The sequence below is a fragment of the Nocardia sp. NPDC046763 genome, from assembly GCF_040645495.1.
Taxonomy (GTDB): domain Bacteria; phylum Actinomycetota; class Actinomycetes; order Mycobacteriales; family Mycobacteriaceae; genus Nocardia.
In genome coordinates this window covers 232,569-249,025 of sequence record NZ_JBEYYI010000005.1, presented here as the reverse complement: position 1 = coordinate 249,025, position 16,457 = coordinate 232,569, and the positions used below count along the sequence as shown (strand labels likewise).

The 16,457-nt window shown below is 69.4% G+C and carries 14 protein-coding genes; 8 read left to right on the top strand and 6 right to left on the bottom strand.

The window, feature by feature from the left end; translation table 11 throughout:
• The first annotated feature begins 174 nt into the window (after positions 1–174).
• Complete coding sequence (locus ABZ909_RS10700) at positions 175–1,230, top strand: hypothetical protein (RefSeq protein ID WP_356997674.1); 1,056 nt, start codon at positions 175–177, stop codon at positions 1,228–1,230.
• A gap of 51 nt (positions 1,231–1,281) precedes the next feature.
• Here ABZ909_RS10700 and coaD read toward each other — a convergent pair whose 3' ends face one another.
• Complete coding sequence (coaD, locus tag ABZ909_RS10695; protein ID WP_356997673.1) at positions 1,282–1,767, bottom strand: pantetheine-phosphate adenylyltransferase; 486 nt, start codon at positions 1,765–1,767, stop codon at positions 1,282–1,284.
• Positions 1,768–1,972: 205 nt separating this feature from the next.
• Here coaD and ABZ909_RS10690 point away from each other — a divergent pair, with 205 nt between their 5' ends.
• Positions 1,973–3,175, top strand: coding sequence for an alkaline phosphatase family protein (locus tag ABZ909_RS10690; RefSeq protein WP_356997672.1), 1,203 nt, complete (start codon positions 1,973–1,975; stop codon positions 3,173–3,175).
• 96 nt (positions 3,176–3,271) lie between these two features.
• On the opposite strand, the gene ABZ909_RS10685 is transcribed toward ABZ909_RS10690, so the two are convergent.
• The 4 genes from ABZ909_RS10685 to ABZ909_RS10670 form a co-directional block, all read right to left on the bottom strand.
• Positions 3,272–4,303 carry a sigma-70 family RNA polymerase sigma factor gene (locus ABZ909_RS10685; RefSeq protein ID WP_356997670.1) on the bottom strand — a complete coding sequence of 344 codons (1,032 nt, stop codon included), beginning with the start codon at positions 4,301–4,303 and terminating at the stop codon, positions 3,272–3,274.
• A gap of 12 nt (positions 4,304–4,315) precedes the next feature.
• Positions 4,316–5,056, bottom strand: coding sequence for an SDR family oxidoreductase (locus ABZ909_RS10680; RefSeq protein ID WP_356997669.1), 741 nt, complete (start codon positions 5,054–5,056; stop codon positions 4,316–4,318).
• 70 nt (positions 5,057–5,126) lie between these two features.
• Entirely contained in the window at positions 5,127–5,684 is a 558-nt protein-coding gene (rsmD, locus tag ABZ909_RS10675) for a 16S rRNA (guanine(966)-N(2))-methyltransferase RsmD (RefSeq protein ID WP_356997668.1), read from the bottom strand.
• Positions 5,681–9,085 carry a pyruvate carboxylase gene (locus tag ABZ909_RS10670; protein WP_356997666.1) on the bottom strand — a complete coding sequence of 1,135 codons (3,405 nt, stop codon included), beginning with the start codon at positions 9,083–9,085 and terminating at the stop codon, positions 5,681–5,683. The genes rsmD and ABZ909_RS10670 overlap by 4 nt, the downstream gene beginning before the upstream one ends.
• A gap of 320 nt (positions 9,086–9,405) precedes the next feature.
• Here ABZ909_RS10670 and ABZ909_RS10665 point away from each other — a divergent pair, with 320 nt between their 5' ends.
• The 6 genes from ABZ909_RS10665 (at position 9,406) to ABZ909_RS10640 (ending at position 15,537) form a co-directional block, all read left to right on the top strand.
• Positions 9,406–10,605 carry a hypothetical protein gene (locus tag ABZ909_RS10665; RefSeq protein WP_356997665.1) on the top strand — a complete coding sequence of 400 codons (1,200 nt, stop codon included), beginning with the start codon at positions 9,406–9,408 and terminating at the stop codon, positions 10,603–10,605.
• A 4-nt stretch (positions 10,606–10,609) separates the two neighbouring features.
• Positions 10,610–11,854 carry a hypothetical protein gene (locus ABZ909_RS10660; RefSeq protein ID WP_356997663.1) on the top strand — a complete coding sequence of 415 codons (1,245 nt, stop codon included), beginning with the start codon at positions 10,610–10,612 and terminating at the stop codon, positions 11,852–11,854.
• Positions 11,851–13,050 (top strand): hypothetical protein, encoded by a 1,200-nt coding sequence (locus tag ABZ909_RS10655; RefSeq protein ID WP_356997661.1) that lies wholly within the window; start codon positions 11,851–11,853, stop codon positions 13,048–13,050. The genes ABZ909_RS10660 and ABZ909_RS10655 overlap by 4 nt, the downstream gene beginning before the upstream one ends.
• A gap of 74 nt (positions 13,051–13,124) precedes the next feature.
• Positions 13,125–14,657, top strand: a complete 1,533-nt coding sequence (locus ABZ909_RS10650; protein ID WP_356997660.1) for a serine/threonine-protein kinase — start codon at positions 13,125–13,127, stop codon at positions 14,655–14,657.
• 273 nt (positions 14,658–14,930) lie between these two features.
• Positions 14,931–15,326, top strand: coding sequence for a hypothetical protein (locus tag ABZ909_RS10645; protein ID WP_356997659.1), 396 nt, complete (start codon positions 14,931–14,933; stop codon positions 15,324–15,326).
• Between the two features lie 34 nt (positions 15,327–15,360).
• Positions 15,361–15,537 (top strand): DUF1737 domain-containing protein, encoded by a 177-nt coding sequence (locus ABZ909_RS10640; RefSeq protein WP_356997657.1) that lies wholly within the window; start codon positions 15,361–15,363, stop codon positions 15,535–15,537.
• On the opposite strand, the gene ABZ909_RS10635 is transcribed toward ABZ909_RS10640, so the two are convergent.
• On the bottom strand, positions 15,500–16,417 hold the full coding sequence (locus ABZ909_RS10635; RefSeq protein ID WP_356997656.1) for a helix-turn-helix domain-containing protein: 918 nt from the start codon (positions 16,415–16,417) through the stop codon (positions 15,500–15,502). The two genes, ABZ909_RS10640 and ABZ909_RS10635, sit on opposite strands and share 38 nt — an antisense overlap.
• Positions 16,418–16,457: the final 40 nt, after the last annotated feature.

Below are 16,457 nucleotides of genomic sequence, written 5' to 3'. Positions count from 1 at the left end.
GGTCCGCGTCCAAGACAGCATCGACGACGAAAGGGGTTCCGACATGGACCGTTGGCGCGGATGCCTTGGGGGACGGCGGGATACGGCCGGGCCGCGACCACAGCGGCCGGCGGGGCGGATCCGCGGGTCGTGCGTGCGGCACCGGCGCCCACAACCGCCCCGCCGGGAGGGCGAATGACCACCCGGACGACGGCTGCCGCCGCGCCGATGGACACCGCGGCCGAGACGATCGCCACCAGCGCCGAGGGGACGGCCGGGGGCGGCGGACGGCGGTGCGGGGCAAGCAGATCCCGGCGGGCGCTGCTCGAGGGGTGCGGCGCACAGCGGAGCCCCGGGCAGCAGCGGGGGCACGGCCAGCAGCGCAGACCCGCGCAGCACGGGCTCGCGCCGGCACTGGGCCGGCGGGAACAGTATCGGCAGTTGATCCGGGCCGTGCTGCCGGACATGGCGGCGGGCACCGTGGTGAGTCACCAGTCGGCGGCCGTGCTCTACGGCACCACGCTGTGGCGCACTCCCCTGGATCGCGTGTGCGTCACCCGTAACCGCCGCGGCGGCGGCCGGACCAGGCCCTTCACGAAAGTCCATGGTTCGCCGGTGGATTCGGCGGCGGAGCTCGACGGGCTGCTGGTCACCACCCCGGCGCGGACGGTGGTGGATCTGGCCCTGACCCTGCCGTTCGACGCCGCGGTGGTGGCGGGCGACGCGCTGGCGGGGATGTTCGGGCTGGGAGCGACCGAACTGGCCGAAGAGCTCGCACGGGCCAAGGGCCGCTACGGGATCGGCCAGGCGAAGCAGGTGATCGCGATGCTGGACGGCCACAGTCAGAGCATCGGCGAGTCCCTCAGTCGCACCATGATCCATCAGCACGCGCTACCGCTGCCCCGGTCGCAGGGCAATGTCCTGACTTCCGATGGCCGGTTCGTCGGCCGGGTCGACTTCTATTACGAATCCGCCGGTGTCCTCTGCGAATTCGACGGGCCCACCGAGTATGGCCGGCTGCTGCGGCCGGGTCAGGACCTCGCGGCCGCCGTGCAGCGCGAGCGGACCCGCGAAACCTATCTACGCGCCCTCGGTTTCGACGTGGTCCGCTGGACCTGGGACGACCTGGTCAGGGGGCGGCCGGCCCGGCACCTGCGGTCCGCCCTGGCCACCCGCCGACGCCGCCCGGACGGCCGAATCGAGCCGGCCCCGGCGCCCGAGCCGCGCGCCCTGACGGTCCGTGCACTCTGAACCGGGCCGGATTCCGCAGGGGCGGAAGGGGTTGCGCCCCTGCGGTGGCGATCAGGCCCGGCGTTCGGCGATGCGGGCCAGCAGGCGCTTGTGGACGATCGGCGGCAACAGGTCGGCGATGTCGCCGCCGTAGGCGGCGACCTCCTTGACCAGGGAGCTGGAGACGAAGCCGTAGGCCGGGTTGGTGGCGATGAAGTAGGTGTCGACACCGGTGAGCTTGCGGTTCATCTGGGCCATCTGGAGCTCGTAGCCGAAGTCGGTGGCGTCGCGCAGGCCCTTGACGATAGCAGTGATGCCCTGCTGCTTGGCGAAGTCGACCAGCAGGCCGCGCCAGGATTCCACCCGCACATTGGGCAGGTGGGCGGTGACCTCGCGGATCAGGTCCATCCGCTCCTCGACGGTGAACATGCCCTGCTTGTTGGGGTTCACCACGACGGTCACGACGACCTCGTCGAATTGCGCGGCGGCGCGGGCGATCACGTCGAGATGTCCATTGGTCACGGGGTCGAACGACCCGGGGCACAGTGCTCCAGCCATGGCCGAACGCTACCGCATGTCGGCGGGGCGGCCGCGGCCCGGTCCGGCCTCCGCTGCGCAGTTATGCCTGGTCAGCTATGGCTCCGAAACCCAGCAACTGCTTGCTCCCCGTTTCCGTACTGTTCGGTTTTCTCGCGTTGATCGTTTCCTGACCCGATTGCGAAGCTGCATCGGCAATCTCGCTCGATGAAGGAAGTACACACATATGGCAAGGGCATCGTTGGGTCGGAAGATCGCAGTCACCGTGGCTGCGACGGTGAGCGCGTTCAGCGGCCTGGTGGGCGCGTCCGCGTCGGCCGATCCGGGGAACGGCCAAGGGGCGGCGCCGGAACACATCTTCTACATCATGATGGAGAACCAGGGGGACGACGACATCCTCGGCAACACGGCCGATGCGCCGTTCATCAACCAGCTGGCCAACGACAACGGCGTGTCCACCGGTTTCCATGGTGTGACCCACCCGAGTCTGCCGAACTACCTCTCCATGTTCTCGGGCGACTTCCAGGGCATCTGGGACGACTGCAAGGCCGGTGCCGACTCCACCTGCGCCCCCGAGGAATTCGTCCCGAACTCCGGCGACGGCACCTCCGGCGCCTCGCTCACCCCGGAACAGATCGCCAGCGCTACCGCCAAGCCGCACATGTTCGCCGGGAAGAACCTGGTCGACGAGCTCGAGGGCAAGGGCAAGTCCTGGAAGGCCTACATGGGCGGCATGCCGCAGGCCGGCTTCCAGGGCGAATTCGCGCCGGGCAACGTCAACGGCACCATGGTCAAGCTGTACGCCCAGAAGCACAATCCGTTCATGTACTTCTCGGACGTCAACTCGCCCGGCAATGCCCGCCTGCAGAAGGTGGTGCCGTTCGAGAACAACTTCGACGCCGACCTGAAGAGCGGCAACGTACCCAACTTCACCTGGATCAGCCCCGACCAGTGCTCGGACATGCACGGCATCTCCAGCGCCGCGGCCGCGCTGGTCAACAAGCCGAACTGCACGGAGCCGGCTTCCGGTGTGGCGCACGGCCCGATCCAGCTCGGTGACGCCTTCCTGAAAGACACCGTCACCAAGATCACGAGCTCGGACACCTGGAAGAAGACCCGTTCCAGCATCGTGATCGCCTGGGACGAGAACGACTACTCCGGCTTCTCCGGCGGCCCGGGCAGCCCGGTCGGCGCCAATGGCACCGTGCTCGGTGGCGGCGACTCCCCGCTGCTGGTGATCAACTCCGACAAGGTGCACAAGGAGCAGGGCGAGAAGGGCAAGCCCCAGCCCCACCACAAGACGTCCACCGACCTCGCCGACCACTACTCGGTGCTGTCGGCCATCGAGCAGATGTGGGACCTGGGCTGCCTGGCGAACACCTGCCAGCACAAGGCTCCCGAATCGCTGCGGGACCTGTTCCAGAACTGACGTTCTCGGACATTCCTGACGGTGCCCGCCGTGTCGTACACGGCGGGCATCGCCGTATCCGCCGCTCCCGCTGTCGATCTCGCGACGGGCCCGGCCTCAGAGTTCGAGCGCGGCCGCCGCGCCGAAGGTACGCACCAGGGTCGGGTCGTTGAACGCGGTAATCCGGCCGATCCTGGCCCCGATCAGCGTCAGGACGTGGATGCCGTAGGCCTCGTAGTGGTGGTCGTCGATGCGTTTGTGAACGATGAAGGCGGGCTGGCCATTCGCGCGGGTCGGCGTGAAACGCCACAGGCCCGGCCGCAGGATGCGACTGCGCAGGAACCCGAGGACCGCGTCGCGGCCGGTGAACCACGTTGGCGTGGGCGGCATTTCCATCTCCACGTCGGCACGCAGAAGCTCGAGCAGGGCGGCGTGGTCGGCACGGGTGAACGCGTCGACATAGCCGTCGAGCAGCCGCCGCTGGGCGAGTTCGTCGGGCTCGGCCAGGTCCGCCTCCACCGGCCCGGCCTGCGCCAATCGGCTCCGGGCCCGCCGCAGCGCACTGTCCACGGCGGTCGGCGTGGTGTCCAGCATGGCGGCGACCTCCGCCGTCCGGAAGGCCAGCACGTCGCGCAGCGTCAGCACCGCGCGCTGCCGGGCGGGCAGAAGTTGCAGTGCCGCAATGAAAGCCAGCCGCACCCCCGCCCGTCCGGCCACGATGACGGCCGGATCGTCGAACCCGAAGAGCGAGTCCGGCGCGGGCTGCAACCACTCCACCTCGGGCTCCCGGGCCGCCATCGCCACCCGGTGATCGTCCTCCGGCGCACCCAGTCCCGACGGCAGCGGCCGACGCGAGCGCCCTTCCAGCGCGGTCAAGCAGGCCATGGTGGCGATCTTGTACAGCCAGTGCCGCAGCGACGACCGGCCCTCGAACCCGCCGAACCCCCGCCAGGCCCGCAGGTAGGTCTCCTGCACCAGATCCTCGGCGTCGTGCACCGACCCCAGCATGCGATAGCAGTGAGCGAGCAGTTCCGGGCGGAATCGCTGTGTGAGAGCGGCGAATTCGCGCTCGGTGGGCGGTGCGGTGACCGCGGGCCGTTCGGTGTCGGAGGGCATGGCCGCTACTCCCGGAGGTGCGCTGGTCGTCATGGTCGCGACCCCTCAGCCGATCTGCTTCAGCCCGGCGCCGCTCACCAAGTATTCCGCCGCACTGCCGGCATCATCGGCGAGTTCGACGACCGCCTTGCCGACCTGTTCGGGTGTGAGCACCGGAGCCATCCCGGCGAGATAGGTCTCCACGTCGATGCCCTGCCGGGCGGCATACCCGGCGACCGCTTTCTGGCCGAGCCCGGTGGCCGGTGTCAGCCTGGGCAGCAGGGCCACGAACCGAATGCCGAGCCCCGCGCGGTCCGATTCCTCGGCGGCGTAGGTCCGGATGAATCGGATGGTGGACTTGGCTCCTGCGTATCCGCCGCTGAGCGGCGACCCGGCCAGCGCGGCCCCGCTCGACATGGCGATCACCGCGCTCCCCGGGGGCAGCGGCTCCCGCAAGGCGGCCCCGATCCAGACGAACACCTGCTTGGTATCGGTCTCCCAGTTGCGGCTGAAGGTCTCCCAGGTCTGCTCGTGCACGGGGGCCAGGGGCGGAGCGGCCCCGGCATTGAGCACCAGCAACTCCGGCCGGTACCCGCGAATCACCTTCTGCGCCACGGCTTCCTCGGTCGCGTCGGCGGCCACCGGCACGAACCTGTCCCCGAGCTCCGCACGGACGTCCTGCAATGCCTGCGCGTCTCGTGCCACGCCGATCACCCGCGCGCCCGACGCGACGAGCGAGGCGGCGATCGCCCGCCCGAATCCCCGGCTCGCGCCGGTGACCACGGCGGTCCGTATCGAATCCGACATCACGCACTCCCTACTCTGGTCTGTTCCTGTCGGTATTCAGACCGGCGGGAGCCGGGAAATCCGTCGGGTGTCAGCCCTCGAATTCGGCGAGATCGATACGCGTCTCGCCGTAGGTGCGCGATTTCAGCGGGGCGTAGCCGTCGGGCCAGGACACCTCGGGCGACCGGGTGGAGCGTTCGACGACGAGGAGCGCGCCCTCGTGCAGCCAGCCGTTGTCGACGAGGGCGCGCAGGTCGGCCTGCACATCGGCGACGTCGAGGTCATAGGGCGGGTCGGAGAAGACCAGGTCGTAGCGCTCCGGCGGCGCACCCGACAGGACGCTGGTGACCGAGTTCTGGCGCAGCTCCGCGCCCGGCAGCCCGAGGTCGCCGATATTGCCGCGAATGATGGCGGCGGCCTTGCGGTCCGCTTCGATGAGCAGCGCGTGGGAGGCACCGCGGGACAGGGCCTCCAGGGCCAGCGCCCCCGAGCCCGCGTAGAGGTCGAGGACGTGCAGGCCGTCGAAATCCATGCGGGCGTGCAGGAGGCTGAACAGCGCCTCGCGCACGCGGTCGGAGGTGGGGCGGGTGCCCGCCGGGGGGACGCGCAGGTGTCGGCCCCCGGCGGTACCTGCCACGATGCGGGTCATTCGGCGGCGGCCTCGGTGACGCTCACGTCGACGAGCAGGTCGCCGCCCTCCACCTGCTGCACCTTGGCGATGGCCACGCGACGGACCACGCCCGCGCGCGGGGCGGTGATGGCGGCCTCCATCTTCATGGCCTCGATGGTGCCGATGGTGTCGCCCGCCGCGACCGAATCACCGTCGGAGACGGACAGGGTCACCACGCCGGCGAAGGGCGCGGCGATGTGGCCGGCATTGGTCTTGTCGGCCTTCTCGGCAGCGGGGATCTCGCTGGCGATGGAGCGGTCGCGCACCGTGATGGGTCGCAGCTGCCCGTTGAGGATGCACATGACCGTGCGCATGCCGCGCTCGTCGGGCTCGGAGATGGCCTCCAGGCCGATGAGCAGGGTCACGCCCTTGTCGAGCTGGACGTGATGTTCTTCGTCGTGGCGCAGGCCGTAGAAGAACTGGTTGGCCGACAGCCCGGTGGTGTCGCCGAACTTCTCGCGGTGGGCGACGAATTCGGCGGTGGGGCCGGGGAACAGCAGGCGGTTGAGGGTGGCCCGGCGCTCGGCCGAGGTCCCGTTCAGCCCGGCCTCGTCGGCCGCGGTCAGCTGGGTTTCCGGCTTGGCGGGGCCGCGGCCGGCGAGGGCGCGGCTGCGGAAGGGCTCGGGCCAGCCGCCGGCCGGGGTGCCGAGTTCGCCGCGCAGGAAGCCGATGACCGAGTCCGGGATGTCGTAGCGACCCGGATCGGCGGCGAAGTCGTCGACGTCGACGCCGGTGCCGACCAGTGCCAGCGCCAGATCGCCGACCACCTTGGAGGACGGGGTGACCTTGACCAGCCGGCCCAGCATCCGGTCGGCCGCAGCGTATTTGGCCTCGACCTGCTCGAACTGGTCGCCCAGGCCGAGCGCGATGGCCTGCTGCCGCAGGTTCGAGAGCTGGCCGCCGGGAATCTCGTGGTGGTAGACGCGGCCGGTCGGCCCCGGCAGCCCGGATTCGAAGGGCGCGTACACCTTTCGCAGCGCCTCCCAGTACGGCTCCAGGTCGCACACGTTCTGCAGGTTCAGCCCGGTGTCGTGGGGCGAATTCGCCGCTGCCGCAACGATGGCCGAGAGCGCGGGCTGAGAAGTGGTTCCCGCCATGGGTGCCGACGCGCCGTCGACGGCGTCCGCGCCGGCCTGCCAGGCCGCCAGGTAGGTGGCGAGCTGACCGCCCGGGGTGTCGTGGGTGTGCACGTGCACGGGCAGGTCGAACTCCTGGCGCAGCGCGGTGACCAGCGTGTGCGCGGCGGGCGCGCGCAGCAGTCCGGCCATGTCCTTGATGCCGATGACGTGCGCCCCGGCCTCGACGATCTGCTCGGCGAGCTTGAGGTAGTAGTCGAGCGTGTAGAGGTTCTCGTTCGGGTTCGACAGGTCACCGGTGTAGCTGAGCGCGACTTCGGCCAGGGCGGTGCCGGTTTCGCGCACGGCGTCGATGGCCGGGCGCATCTGGTCGACATTGTTGAGCGCGTCGAAGATGCGGAAGATGTCGATGCCGGTGGCGGTGGCCTCGGAAACGAAAGCGCGCGTGACCTTTTCGGGGTAGGGCGTGTAGCCGACGGTATTGCGGCCGCGCAGCAGCATCTGCAGGTTGATGTTCGGCACCGCCTCGCGCAGCGCCGCGAGCCGCTCCCAAGGGTCCTCGTAGAGGAAGCGCAGCGCCACGTCGTAGGTTGCACCGCCCCAGCATTCGATGGACAACAGCTCGGGCGTCATGCGCGCCACATGCCCGGCCACATCGAGCAGGCCGTTGGTGCGGACCCGGGTGGCCAGCAGCGACTGGTGCGCGTCGCGGAAGGTGGTGTCGGTTACGGCCACCCCTTCGCGGTTGCGCAGCCACTGCGCGAAGCCCTCCGGTCCCAGCTCGAGCAGCCGCTGCCGGGAGCCCGGCGGGGGCGGCACGGTCATGTCGAGGGCGGGCAGCTTGTCGTGCGGGTACACCTTGGTCGGCCGCGAGCCGTGCGGCTTGTTCACGGTGACGTCGGCCAGGTACTGCAGGATCTTGGTGCCGCGGTCGGCCGAGCTCTTGAGGGTGAGCAGCTGCGGTCGCTCGTCGATGAACGAGGTGGTCACCCGGCCCGCGCGGAAGTCCGGATCGTCCAGCACCGCGAGCAGGAACGGGATGTTGGTCGTCACGCCGCGGATGCGGAATTCGGCGACCGCGCGCCGGGCGCGGGCCACCGCGGTGGCGAAATCGCGGCCGCGGCAGGTGAGTTTGACCAGCATGGAGTCGAAGTAGGCCCCGACCTCCGCGCCGACATTCGCGCCGCCGTCCAGGCGCACGCCCGCGCCGCCGGGCGAGCGGTAGCCGGTGATGCGGCCGGTGTCGGGCCGGAACCCGTTGGCCGGGTCCTCGGTGGTGATGCGGCACTGGAGCGCCGCGCCCCGGATCTGGATGCCGTCCTGGCTCAGGCCCAGGTCCGCCAGGGTCTCCCCCGCAGCGATGCGCAGCTGTGACTGCACCAGGTCGACATCGGTGATCTCCTCGGTCACCGTGTGCTCCACCTGGATTCGCGGGTTCATTTCGATGAACACGTGATTGCCGCGCTCGTCGAGCAGGAATTCCACGGTACCCGCACAGGAGTAGCCGATCTGGCGGGCGAAGGCCACCGCGTCGGCGCAAATGCGTTCGCGGAGTTCGGGATCCAGATTCGGGGCGGGCGCGAGCTCGATCACCTTCTGGTGGCGGCGCTGCAGCGAGCAGTCGCGCTCGAAGAGGTGGATCACATTGCCCTGCTGGTCGGCCAGGATCTGCACCTCGATGTGGCGGGGGTTGACCACCGCCTGCTCGAGGAACACGGTCGCATCGCCGAAGGCGGATTCGGCCTCGCGCGCGGCGGCCTCGATGGATTCGCGCAGCTGGGCCGGATCGGTGACCCGCCGCATGCCGCGCCCGCCACCGCCGGCCACGGCCTTGACGAACAGCGGGAACTCCAGGGACTCCGCGGCGGCCATGAGCGCGTCCACATCGGCGGACGGTTCGCTCGAGCGCAGCACCGGCAGTCCGGCGGCCTTGGCGGCGGCGATGGCGCGCGCCTTGTTACCGGTCAGTTCGAGGACCTGGGCGGACGGGCCGATGAAGGTGATGCCCTCGCGGGCGCAGGCGGCGGCCAGGTCCGGGTTCTCCGACAGGAAGCCGTAGCCCGGGTAGATGGCGTCGGCGCCGGCGCTCTTGGCGGCCTTGATGATCTCCTCGATCGACAGGTACGCCCGCACGGGGTGGCCGGGCTCACCGATCTGGTAGGCCTCGTCGGCCTTGAGCCGGTGCACGGAGTTGCGGTCCTCGTACGGAAAAACCGCGACCGTTCCGATGCCGAGTTCGTAGGCCGCGCGGAAGGCGCGAATGGCGATCTCGCCGCGGTTGGCGACCAGGACTTTGGAGAACATGGGTAGAAGGTACCTGCCCGGAGATACGGATCGGGCATCGAAGTCCCGTTCGGTGCAATCTTCACAGGACGGACTTCCCGCTTGCGAATTTGTGTTAATCACCGCGATACATCCCTGCCGGTGAGGGTTGCGTCGCTCCGACCACTGAATTCGCCATCATGTTAAGGATTGCGGCCCAGCGGCCAGCCGCGGCGCGGGCGCGCGCCGAGACATCCCGGTGGCCGGATTGCCGCGCGATCGTGTCCGAGACCACACCCCCGGCGGCCAAAGCCGCGCGAGAAGGCTTGCGCGCCGGTAAAATCCGGCGCGAGGAGGGGACGGTGACATCGTTCGCGTGGCGCGCGCCGCTGCTGTGCGGTGTCGCGGTCGTGCTCGCCGCCGCGACCGGCTGTGCCACCAGCGTTCCCGGGCAACCGGTGCGGCAGCAGACCGATCCGGGCAGCCTCGAGGTCGGCAACTATCAGGTCACGCCGCGTGTGGTGGGAAATGCCAAGACCGACAAGCAATCCCGCATCCGCGAGTCACAGCGGCTGTCGGACTACGTGGCGCTGCCGTTCGAGGCCGACAGGGACTACGCCTACGAGTGCTCCAACGACGTCCGCCCGCACATCGTCACCAATCACAAGGGCCTGGGTGACATCCTCATCAACGACACCTTCGACGAGGTCGCCCACGATCTGCAAGGCGGCTGGGTCGATACCTGGTGCACCGGATCCGATTCCGACGCCACGCACCGCAGGCTGAGCATCGCGGTGCTGGAGCTGCCGGACGCCGGGCGGGCCGCGGCCGTCGGCCCCGCGCTCGAGCACGACGACTTCACCTACAACGTCGACAACCGGGCCGCCACCCTGCCGAAATACCCTGACAGCAAGGCGCATTGGCGGCCGAACGTGGCCTCGATCGGCTCCTGGACCGTGCACGATCGCTATGTGGTGTTCATCAAGGTGGTCGACGAGCTGGCCGCCGCGCCGGACCTGGCCGACCTGAGCGCCCGGACCGAACGGATGCTGGACGTGGCGCTGCCGCTGCTGGACCGGTTCCAGCCCACGCCCGCGGACAGGTTCGAGCACCTGCCGCTCGATCCGGACGGCATTCTCGGCCGCACCCTGCCGACGAATCCCGAGGAGCCCATGCGGCCGGACCCGGACGGGGTGTACACGGGCCGTGGTGCGCTGCAGAGCCTGACCGACAACGACCTCGATTTCCTGACGGTCGGCGACATCGACCTGGTCGGCTACGGCGACGCACTGGTGTTCCACAGCCGGACCGGGACGGCGGCCCGCGCGTTGTGGGGCCGATGGGATCCGTCCAAGGACACCTCCGGCGATCGCCGGAGTATCGCCCCACCTCCGGGTTTCCCCGGCGACATCGGCTGTTTCACGGTGCTGGACCACGGAAATGTGGTCGCCAACCAGTGCAACTTCCACGTGGACCGGTACACCGTGCAGGTCGGCGCCTTGAACGTGCCGGAGCTGTATCAGAAGACCTCGGCCGAGTACGTGCTGGTGACGAGCAGGTGACGGCGTGAGGCGAATCCGCGAATTCCGCAGGCCGCGAACGGTTCTGGCGATCGTGACGGCGGTGACCGCCGTCCTGGTGGTGGGCATCGCGGCGGCGTCGTCGACGGTTCCGGGTCACCCGATTCCCGGCATGACACCGGCCGACTTATCGAAACTCGTTGTCGGACCGTATCCTTCGGCCCCGATCGAGTACGCCCCGACGTACTCGGTCGTCACCGACGCGTACCAGATCGAGTCGCGCCGCATGATGACCTATCTGGTCGGCCCGGACGAAATCGATCCGGACGTCACGTATCTGGGCGGAGCCCGGGTGCTGGACACCTCCGACGCGAACTTCGACGACACCAACGGGCCCTTCCCCAAGGCCTGGCAGGCTGTCGCGCAGAACAACCGGATGATCGCGGGCGCGTACATCTGGCGCAACAACAACAGCGTCCGGGCGCGCAAGCACATCACCCTGGCGGTCATTCGGTTCCCGACCGAGCAGGCCGCCCGGGCCGCGATCGACGGGTTTGCCGATGCGCTGGCCACCCCTGGGCTGCACCCGATTCCGATCGACGGGGTCGACGCTCGTGCGTCGTCGATCACCGATGCCAAGGGGCAGGTCTTCGCGGTGCACGGCGTCTACGCAATCGTCGGCCACGCCGTGATCCCGCAGGCCGATCCCGCCGCACTGGGGGTGCGGCTGCGGACCATGGTGCAGGCCCAGCTCGCTCGGATGGCCGATCTGGCTCCCACGCCGCTGGAGGACCTCCCCGATCTGCCGATCAACCCCGGCAACATCCTGGGACTGACGCTGCCGAACAAGTACGACACCTCCGATGCCGACCAGTTCGGATGGAATTACGGCGGTGTCTACACCCCGGCGGGCGCCCTGCACTACGAACGCGACGGCGCCGCCGCCCGCAGGGCGTTCGCGGCGGCGGGAGTGGATCTGGTCGCCCGCAATGCCGCGACCGTCTACCGCACCCGGGACCGGGCGGCCGCCTTCGGTTTACAGGCCGCGCTGACCACGCTGGGCCGCGACGACGACGAATTCCCCAACCCGCCCGGCATTACCGACGCGCACTGTATCCAGCTCGACGAACCGGAGCCGATTCGCCAGTACACCTACATCTGCGCGGTCGTGTACGGCCGGTATGTCGCGGTGATCGGGGCGGCGGCGCGTTTCAGCGGCGGGGCACCGGCCTCGTTCCCGCAACGGGTGTCGGCACAGTATTCGATGCTGGCCAAGAGCGGACAGTCATGACCACGGCACGCACCGGAACCCTGCCCGGCCGCCTGGCCCTGCTGACGCTGGCGGTCGCCCTCGCGGCGTCGTGCGGTTCGGACCACCGCGGACCCGCCACACCCGCTTCGAAGGCCGCGATCGTCGATGCCTCCCAACTGGATCCGGGCAACTACCCGGTCGTCCCGCGCGCGATCACGAACCAGAAGCCCGACATCACGGTGGGCGATCTCCTGCAGGAGTCGATCCGGATGGCCGAGCACGTGCCGCTGGCCCTCGACATCGACAACCGACTGGTGTTCAACAATTCCGCGCACGCGATCACGGCGGACTACCCGCCGATCAGCATCGACAACTTCAATGACAAAGCGCCGGGCCTGATCTCGGGCTGGGAGTCGGGCGGGCGGCATCGGGTCGACACCACGCTCGGGCTGAACGTGGACATCACGGTGCTGCGGTTCGCGAAGCCCGAGCAAGCCGCGGCGGCCGGGAATTTCCTTGTCGGACTGGCCAACCCGGAATACCCGGACAAGGGTCCGCTGCAGATTCCCGGGTATCCCACCGCCAGGGCCGCACTGACCTCGCTCGAATATGTGAAGGCCACCTACGCGCAGGACGACTACCTCTACTGGCTTCACGTCGAGGACGACCTCACGGTGCCCGACGGTCCCGGAGCCCTGCTGGACACGACGAAACTGGTGCTGGACAAGACGATCGAGGCCATGCGGGACTACGAGCCCACCCCGCTGGATCAGCTCGCGGGGCTGGCCGCCGATCCCGAGGATCTGCTCGCCCGCACCCTGCCGCCCGGCAAGGGCCAGATCTGGGCGACCGAGGGACTGTACGGCCCCCACGCCGCCCTGACCCTCGACGATCGGCCGGCGGCCACCCGGCGCGCCTTCGACGAGGACGGGGTGGACCTGGTGGCGCACGCGCTCAGCGGCCTCTACCGGGCCCGGGACGCGGGCGGCGCGCAACGGCTCACCGGCGCCTTCGTGGACGAGCTGAGCGACCGGTACAAACCCATCGACCCACCGCCCGGCCTGGCGACCGCCCGGTGCCTGCAGCTGAAGGACGAGAAGAACACCGCCGGAGCGAAATTCATGTGCTATCTGCCCTACGACCACTATGTGGCCGAGGTGTTCGCCGACCAGTCCCAGGATCTGCGCCAACGACTTTCGGCACAGTACGAGCTACTGGCATACGGGCACATCTGATGCCGGGCCGGGTGTGGCGATCGTTGCTACATTCGTAAGGGTCGGGATCCCGGCAGTGCTGAGGGAGGATGTCCATGCCGTTGCGGCCCGGCACGATCGTGGGCGGCCACCGGGTGATCCGAGTGCTCGGCAGTGGCGGGATGGGCACCGTGTATCTGGTGCAGGATCCGATGTTCCCGCGGCGGCTCGACGCACTGAAGGTGCTCAGCGCCGATCTGTCCCACGACGAGCATTACCGGGCGCGGTTCGAGCGCGAGGCGAATCTGGCGGCGGAACTGGATCATCCGAACATCGTCACGGTCTACGCGCGTGGCGAGGAGGACGGGCGGCTGTGGATCGCCATGCAGTACGTGCCCGGCACCGACGCCGCCGTGGAATTGAAGAAGAACCCCGCCGCCATGACGCCGCAGCGGGCGCTGCGCATCATCACCGAGGTCGGCAAGGCCCTCGACTACGCGCACCGGCGCGGGCTGCTGCACAGGGATGTGAAGCCCGCGAACTTCCTGCTCTCACCGGGTGAACCGGACGACAAGCTCGGCGGCGAGGAGCGGGTGCTGCTCACCGATTTCGGTGTGGCCAAATCGATTACCGACGGCCGCGAGCTCACCGCCACCGACAGTCTGATGGCGACGCTGGCCTACGCGCCGCCCGAGCGCCTGGTCGCCGGGCCGCTCGACCATCGCGGCGACATCTACAGCCTGGGCTGCGCGTTCGTGAAGCTGCTCACCGGCCGCACCCCGTTCCCGGTGACCTCCCTGGCCGAGGCCACCCTGGGTCACCTCCAGGAGCCGCCACCCGCGCTGAGCCCGCTGCGCCCGGATCTGCCGCCGGCGCTGGACGCGGTCATCGCGAAGGTGCTGGCCAAGGATCCGGACCACCGCTACGCCACCTGCCACGACTTCACCCATGACGCGGCGCTGGCCTTGCAGGGCCGGATACCTTCCGCCGCACCGGTTGTCCCCGCCCCGCCGATCGCCATCCGTCCGAGTGCCGGGGACGAACCGCCGACCGTGCGGATCGGCTCGCTGCGGCCGCCCGCCCCGCGCCGGCGGCGGTGGCTCGCTCCGGCCATCGCGGCGATCGTTGCGCTGCTGGGCATTTCGGGCGTCGCCGCCTTCCTGGCCGGCAACCACGAGTCCGGCGGCTCGACCGCCGCGACCACCACCGTGCACACCGATGCGCTGGATCAGGTCCGCTCCGCCCACCCCACCTTCCAGAACAAGACCGTCGCCGCGTTCAACTTCGGCGACGGCAGTCTCTCCGCCGACCTGGACACCAGCGATCAGGCGAAGTTCCTGGTGGACATCGGCTTTCGCTACAGCACCGACTACCGCGCCCAGCCCGGCGAGGCGTCGCCGCGCCCCCTGTCCCCCTCCGACACCTCGGTCCCCGACGTCGACGTCGTGATCGTCGTGCGTACCGACCAGCAGGCGGGCAACGGTGGCCTGCGCGGACTGCCCAGCAGCTTCCTCTCCTCCAGCCTCAGCCACACCAGGTTGGTGATCATCGACGATCCCGCCACCGTCCAGTCCTTCCAGACCTGGACCGACCGCTCCCCCGACGTCCTGGTCCAGAAGGTCGTGCCCGCGATCGTGAAGGTGCTCTGATCCGGCACCGGTCACGGTCCGCTGAATCGAGAGTTGTTGTGGCACTTGATGGGGCGGCCCGGCGCAGTTGCGCCACCATGGTTGGCCGGACCCGCCGGTCCTGTTACGCTCCGGCCCGGACAGGAGGTCGAGGTGATCGGAAAGCAGTGGGGGGTCCGATGCCTGTTGGCCGTGGCCGTGCTGGTGCTCGCGGGATGCGGCTCGTCCCCCGCATCCCGAACAGACCCCGGCTCAACGCCTTCCGCGCACTCGAACCGGGATCTGTGCGTCCGGATGACCGACTTCTTCCACAACACACTCGGCGTCCCCGACGCGCAGGTGGCCGAACTCAGCCAGGGCACCATCGATGCCACCATCGGCATGACCGGATCCTGCTACCTGAACCTGCAACGCCGCGCCCCCTACGTCGCGTGGCTGACGGTGCGCAATATGCGCAAGCCCGACCACACCGACCCTACCGGTGACCGATATCAGCGCCTGGACGGCTTCGGCGAGGACGTCTGGCGGACCCCCGACGACAGCTACCTGACCCGGGTCGGCACCTGGGAGGGCATGCTCGCCATCGACGACAAGACCGCCGCGACGAGTTCGGTCCCGCTGCGGATGACGGATCAGAAGGTGCAGGACACCATTCAGTTCCTCATCGCGATCACCCGCGAGATGCAGTAGCGCCATCGTCAGGCGGCCGCCCTAGGCTGTCGGCATGACCGAGCAACCGCGACTGCGCTACCGCCTGATCACCGGCCCCGACGACGCGACCTTCTGTGAGCGGATCAGTGCACTGCTGGACGAGGGTTACCGGCTGCACGGGTCGCCCGCGGTGACGTTCGATGGCAACTCGGTCATCGCCGCGCAGGCGGTGGTACTGGGCGAGCACTGACGGACTCCAGCCCGTCGCCGATGCGGCGCGCGGCCGCGGACAACTCCGTGAGGTAGTGGCGGCGTTCGGCGCGAGTGACGTCCTCGCGCAGGGGGCCGATCTGCAATTCCATGACCGCCTGGCCGCGGGTATCGAACACCGGGGCGCTCATGTAGCTCAGCGGCAGTGTCACGTCGCTGTCGAATGTCTGCTGGTCGTAGGCGCTTCCGCCGAAGGTCGCCAACTGCGCCAGCACCTTTCCCCGCAGGTCCTTGCTCCCCGGATGTTCGGCGAGGTGATCGGCGACCTCGGAGAGGACCCGGACGCCGGGCAGGCTGTCGGCTTCCAGCCGCCAGGCGCAGTACCCGGCGGTCCGCAGGGTGTCGAGGACGGCGCGATATTCGTCACGTCGGTCGGCTCCTCGGGTGTCGAGCCAATCCCGTTGGCGGGCCGCGCCGGTGTGGGCGATGATCGCGGCCCCCGCCGGCGCGAGCAGTGGAATCCGCACGCCCGACTCCATTCCCACGGTGAGGCGGTCGCGGGTGACGGCGACGAACTTCAGGTGACCCCCGCTGAGCGCGGTCAGCGCCGCGCCGCAGTCGACGCAATCGGCCAGCCGCGCCAATTCTCGGTCCAACCAGGCACGATCTTGCTGACCCGCGGCGGCCCGCGCCCCGACGGCGGCGAGCCGCGCGCCGAGTTCATAGCTCAGATCGGGGAGCCGGCGCACCCACCCGCGTTCGGCCAGCGCGGCCAGGATCGCTCCGGTGGTGGAGCGGTTCAGGTCCAGGCTGTCGGCGATCTCGGCAGAGGTGAGCGAGTCGCGTTGGGCGGCGAGCAATTCCACGATGGAGATCACGCGCTGGGTGGGCGGTGAGCTCTCGGTCTTGCCAGTGGGCACGCGGGTCTCCTAGCCTGAGCCGCGGCACAAATAGCCGCAC

Coding starts and splice junctions, on each gene's coding strand:
- rsmD (WP_356997668.1), bottom strand. CDS start 5,684: ATGACCCGCATCGTGGCAGGTACCGCCGGGGGCCGACACCTGCGCGTC.
- ABZ909_RS10645 (WP_356997659.1), top strand. CDS start 14,931: ATGACCGACTTCTTCCACAACACACTCGGCGTCCCCGACGCGCAGGTG.
- ABZ909_RS10640 (WP_356997657.1), top strand. CDS start 15,361: ATGACCGAGCAACCGCGACTGCGCTACCGCCTGATCACCGGCCCCGAC.
- coaD (WP_356997673.1), bottom strand. CDS start 1,767: ATGGCTGGAGCACTGTGCCCCGGGTCGTTCGACCCCGTGACCAATGGA.
- ABZ909_RS10650 (WP_356997660.1), top strand. CDS start 13,125: ATGCCGTTGCGGCCCGGCACGATCGTGGGCGGCCACCGGGTGATCCGA.
- ABZ909_RS10670 (WP_356997666.1), bottom strand. CDS start 9,085: ATGTTCTCCAAAGTCCTGGTCGCCAACCGCGGCGAGATCGCCATTCGC.
- ABZ909_RS10690 (WP_356997672.1), top strand. CDS start 1,973: ATGGCAAGGGCATCGTTGGGTCGGAAGATCGCAGTCACCGTGGCTGCG.
- ABZ909_RS10655 (WP_356997661.1), top strand. CDS start 11,851: ATGACCACGGCACGCACCGGAACCCTGCCCGGCCGCCTGGCCCTGCTG.
- ABZ909_RS10680 (WP_356997669.1), bottom strand. CDS start 5,056: ATGTCGGATTCGATACGGACCGCCGTGGTCACCGGCGCGAGCCGGGGA.
- ABZ909_RS10700 (WP_356997674.1), top strand. CDS start 175: ATGACCACCCGGACGACGGCTGCCGCCGCGCCGATGGACACCGCGGCC.
- ABZ909_RS10685 (WP_356997670.1), bottom strand. CDS start 4,303: ATGACGACCAGCGCACCTCCGGGAGTAGCGGCCATGCCCTCCGACACC.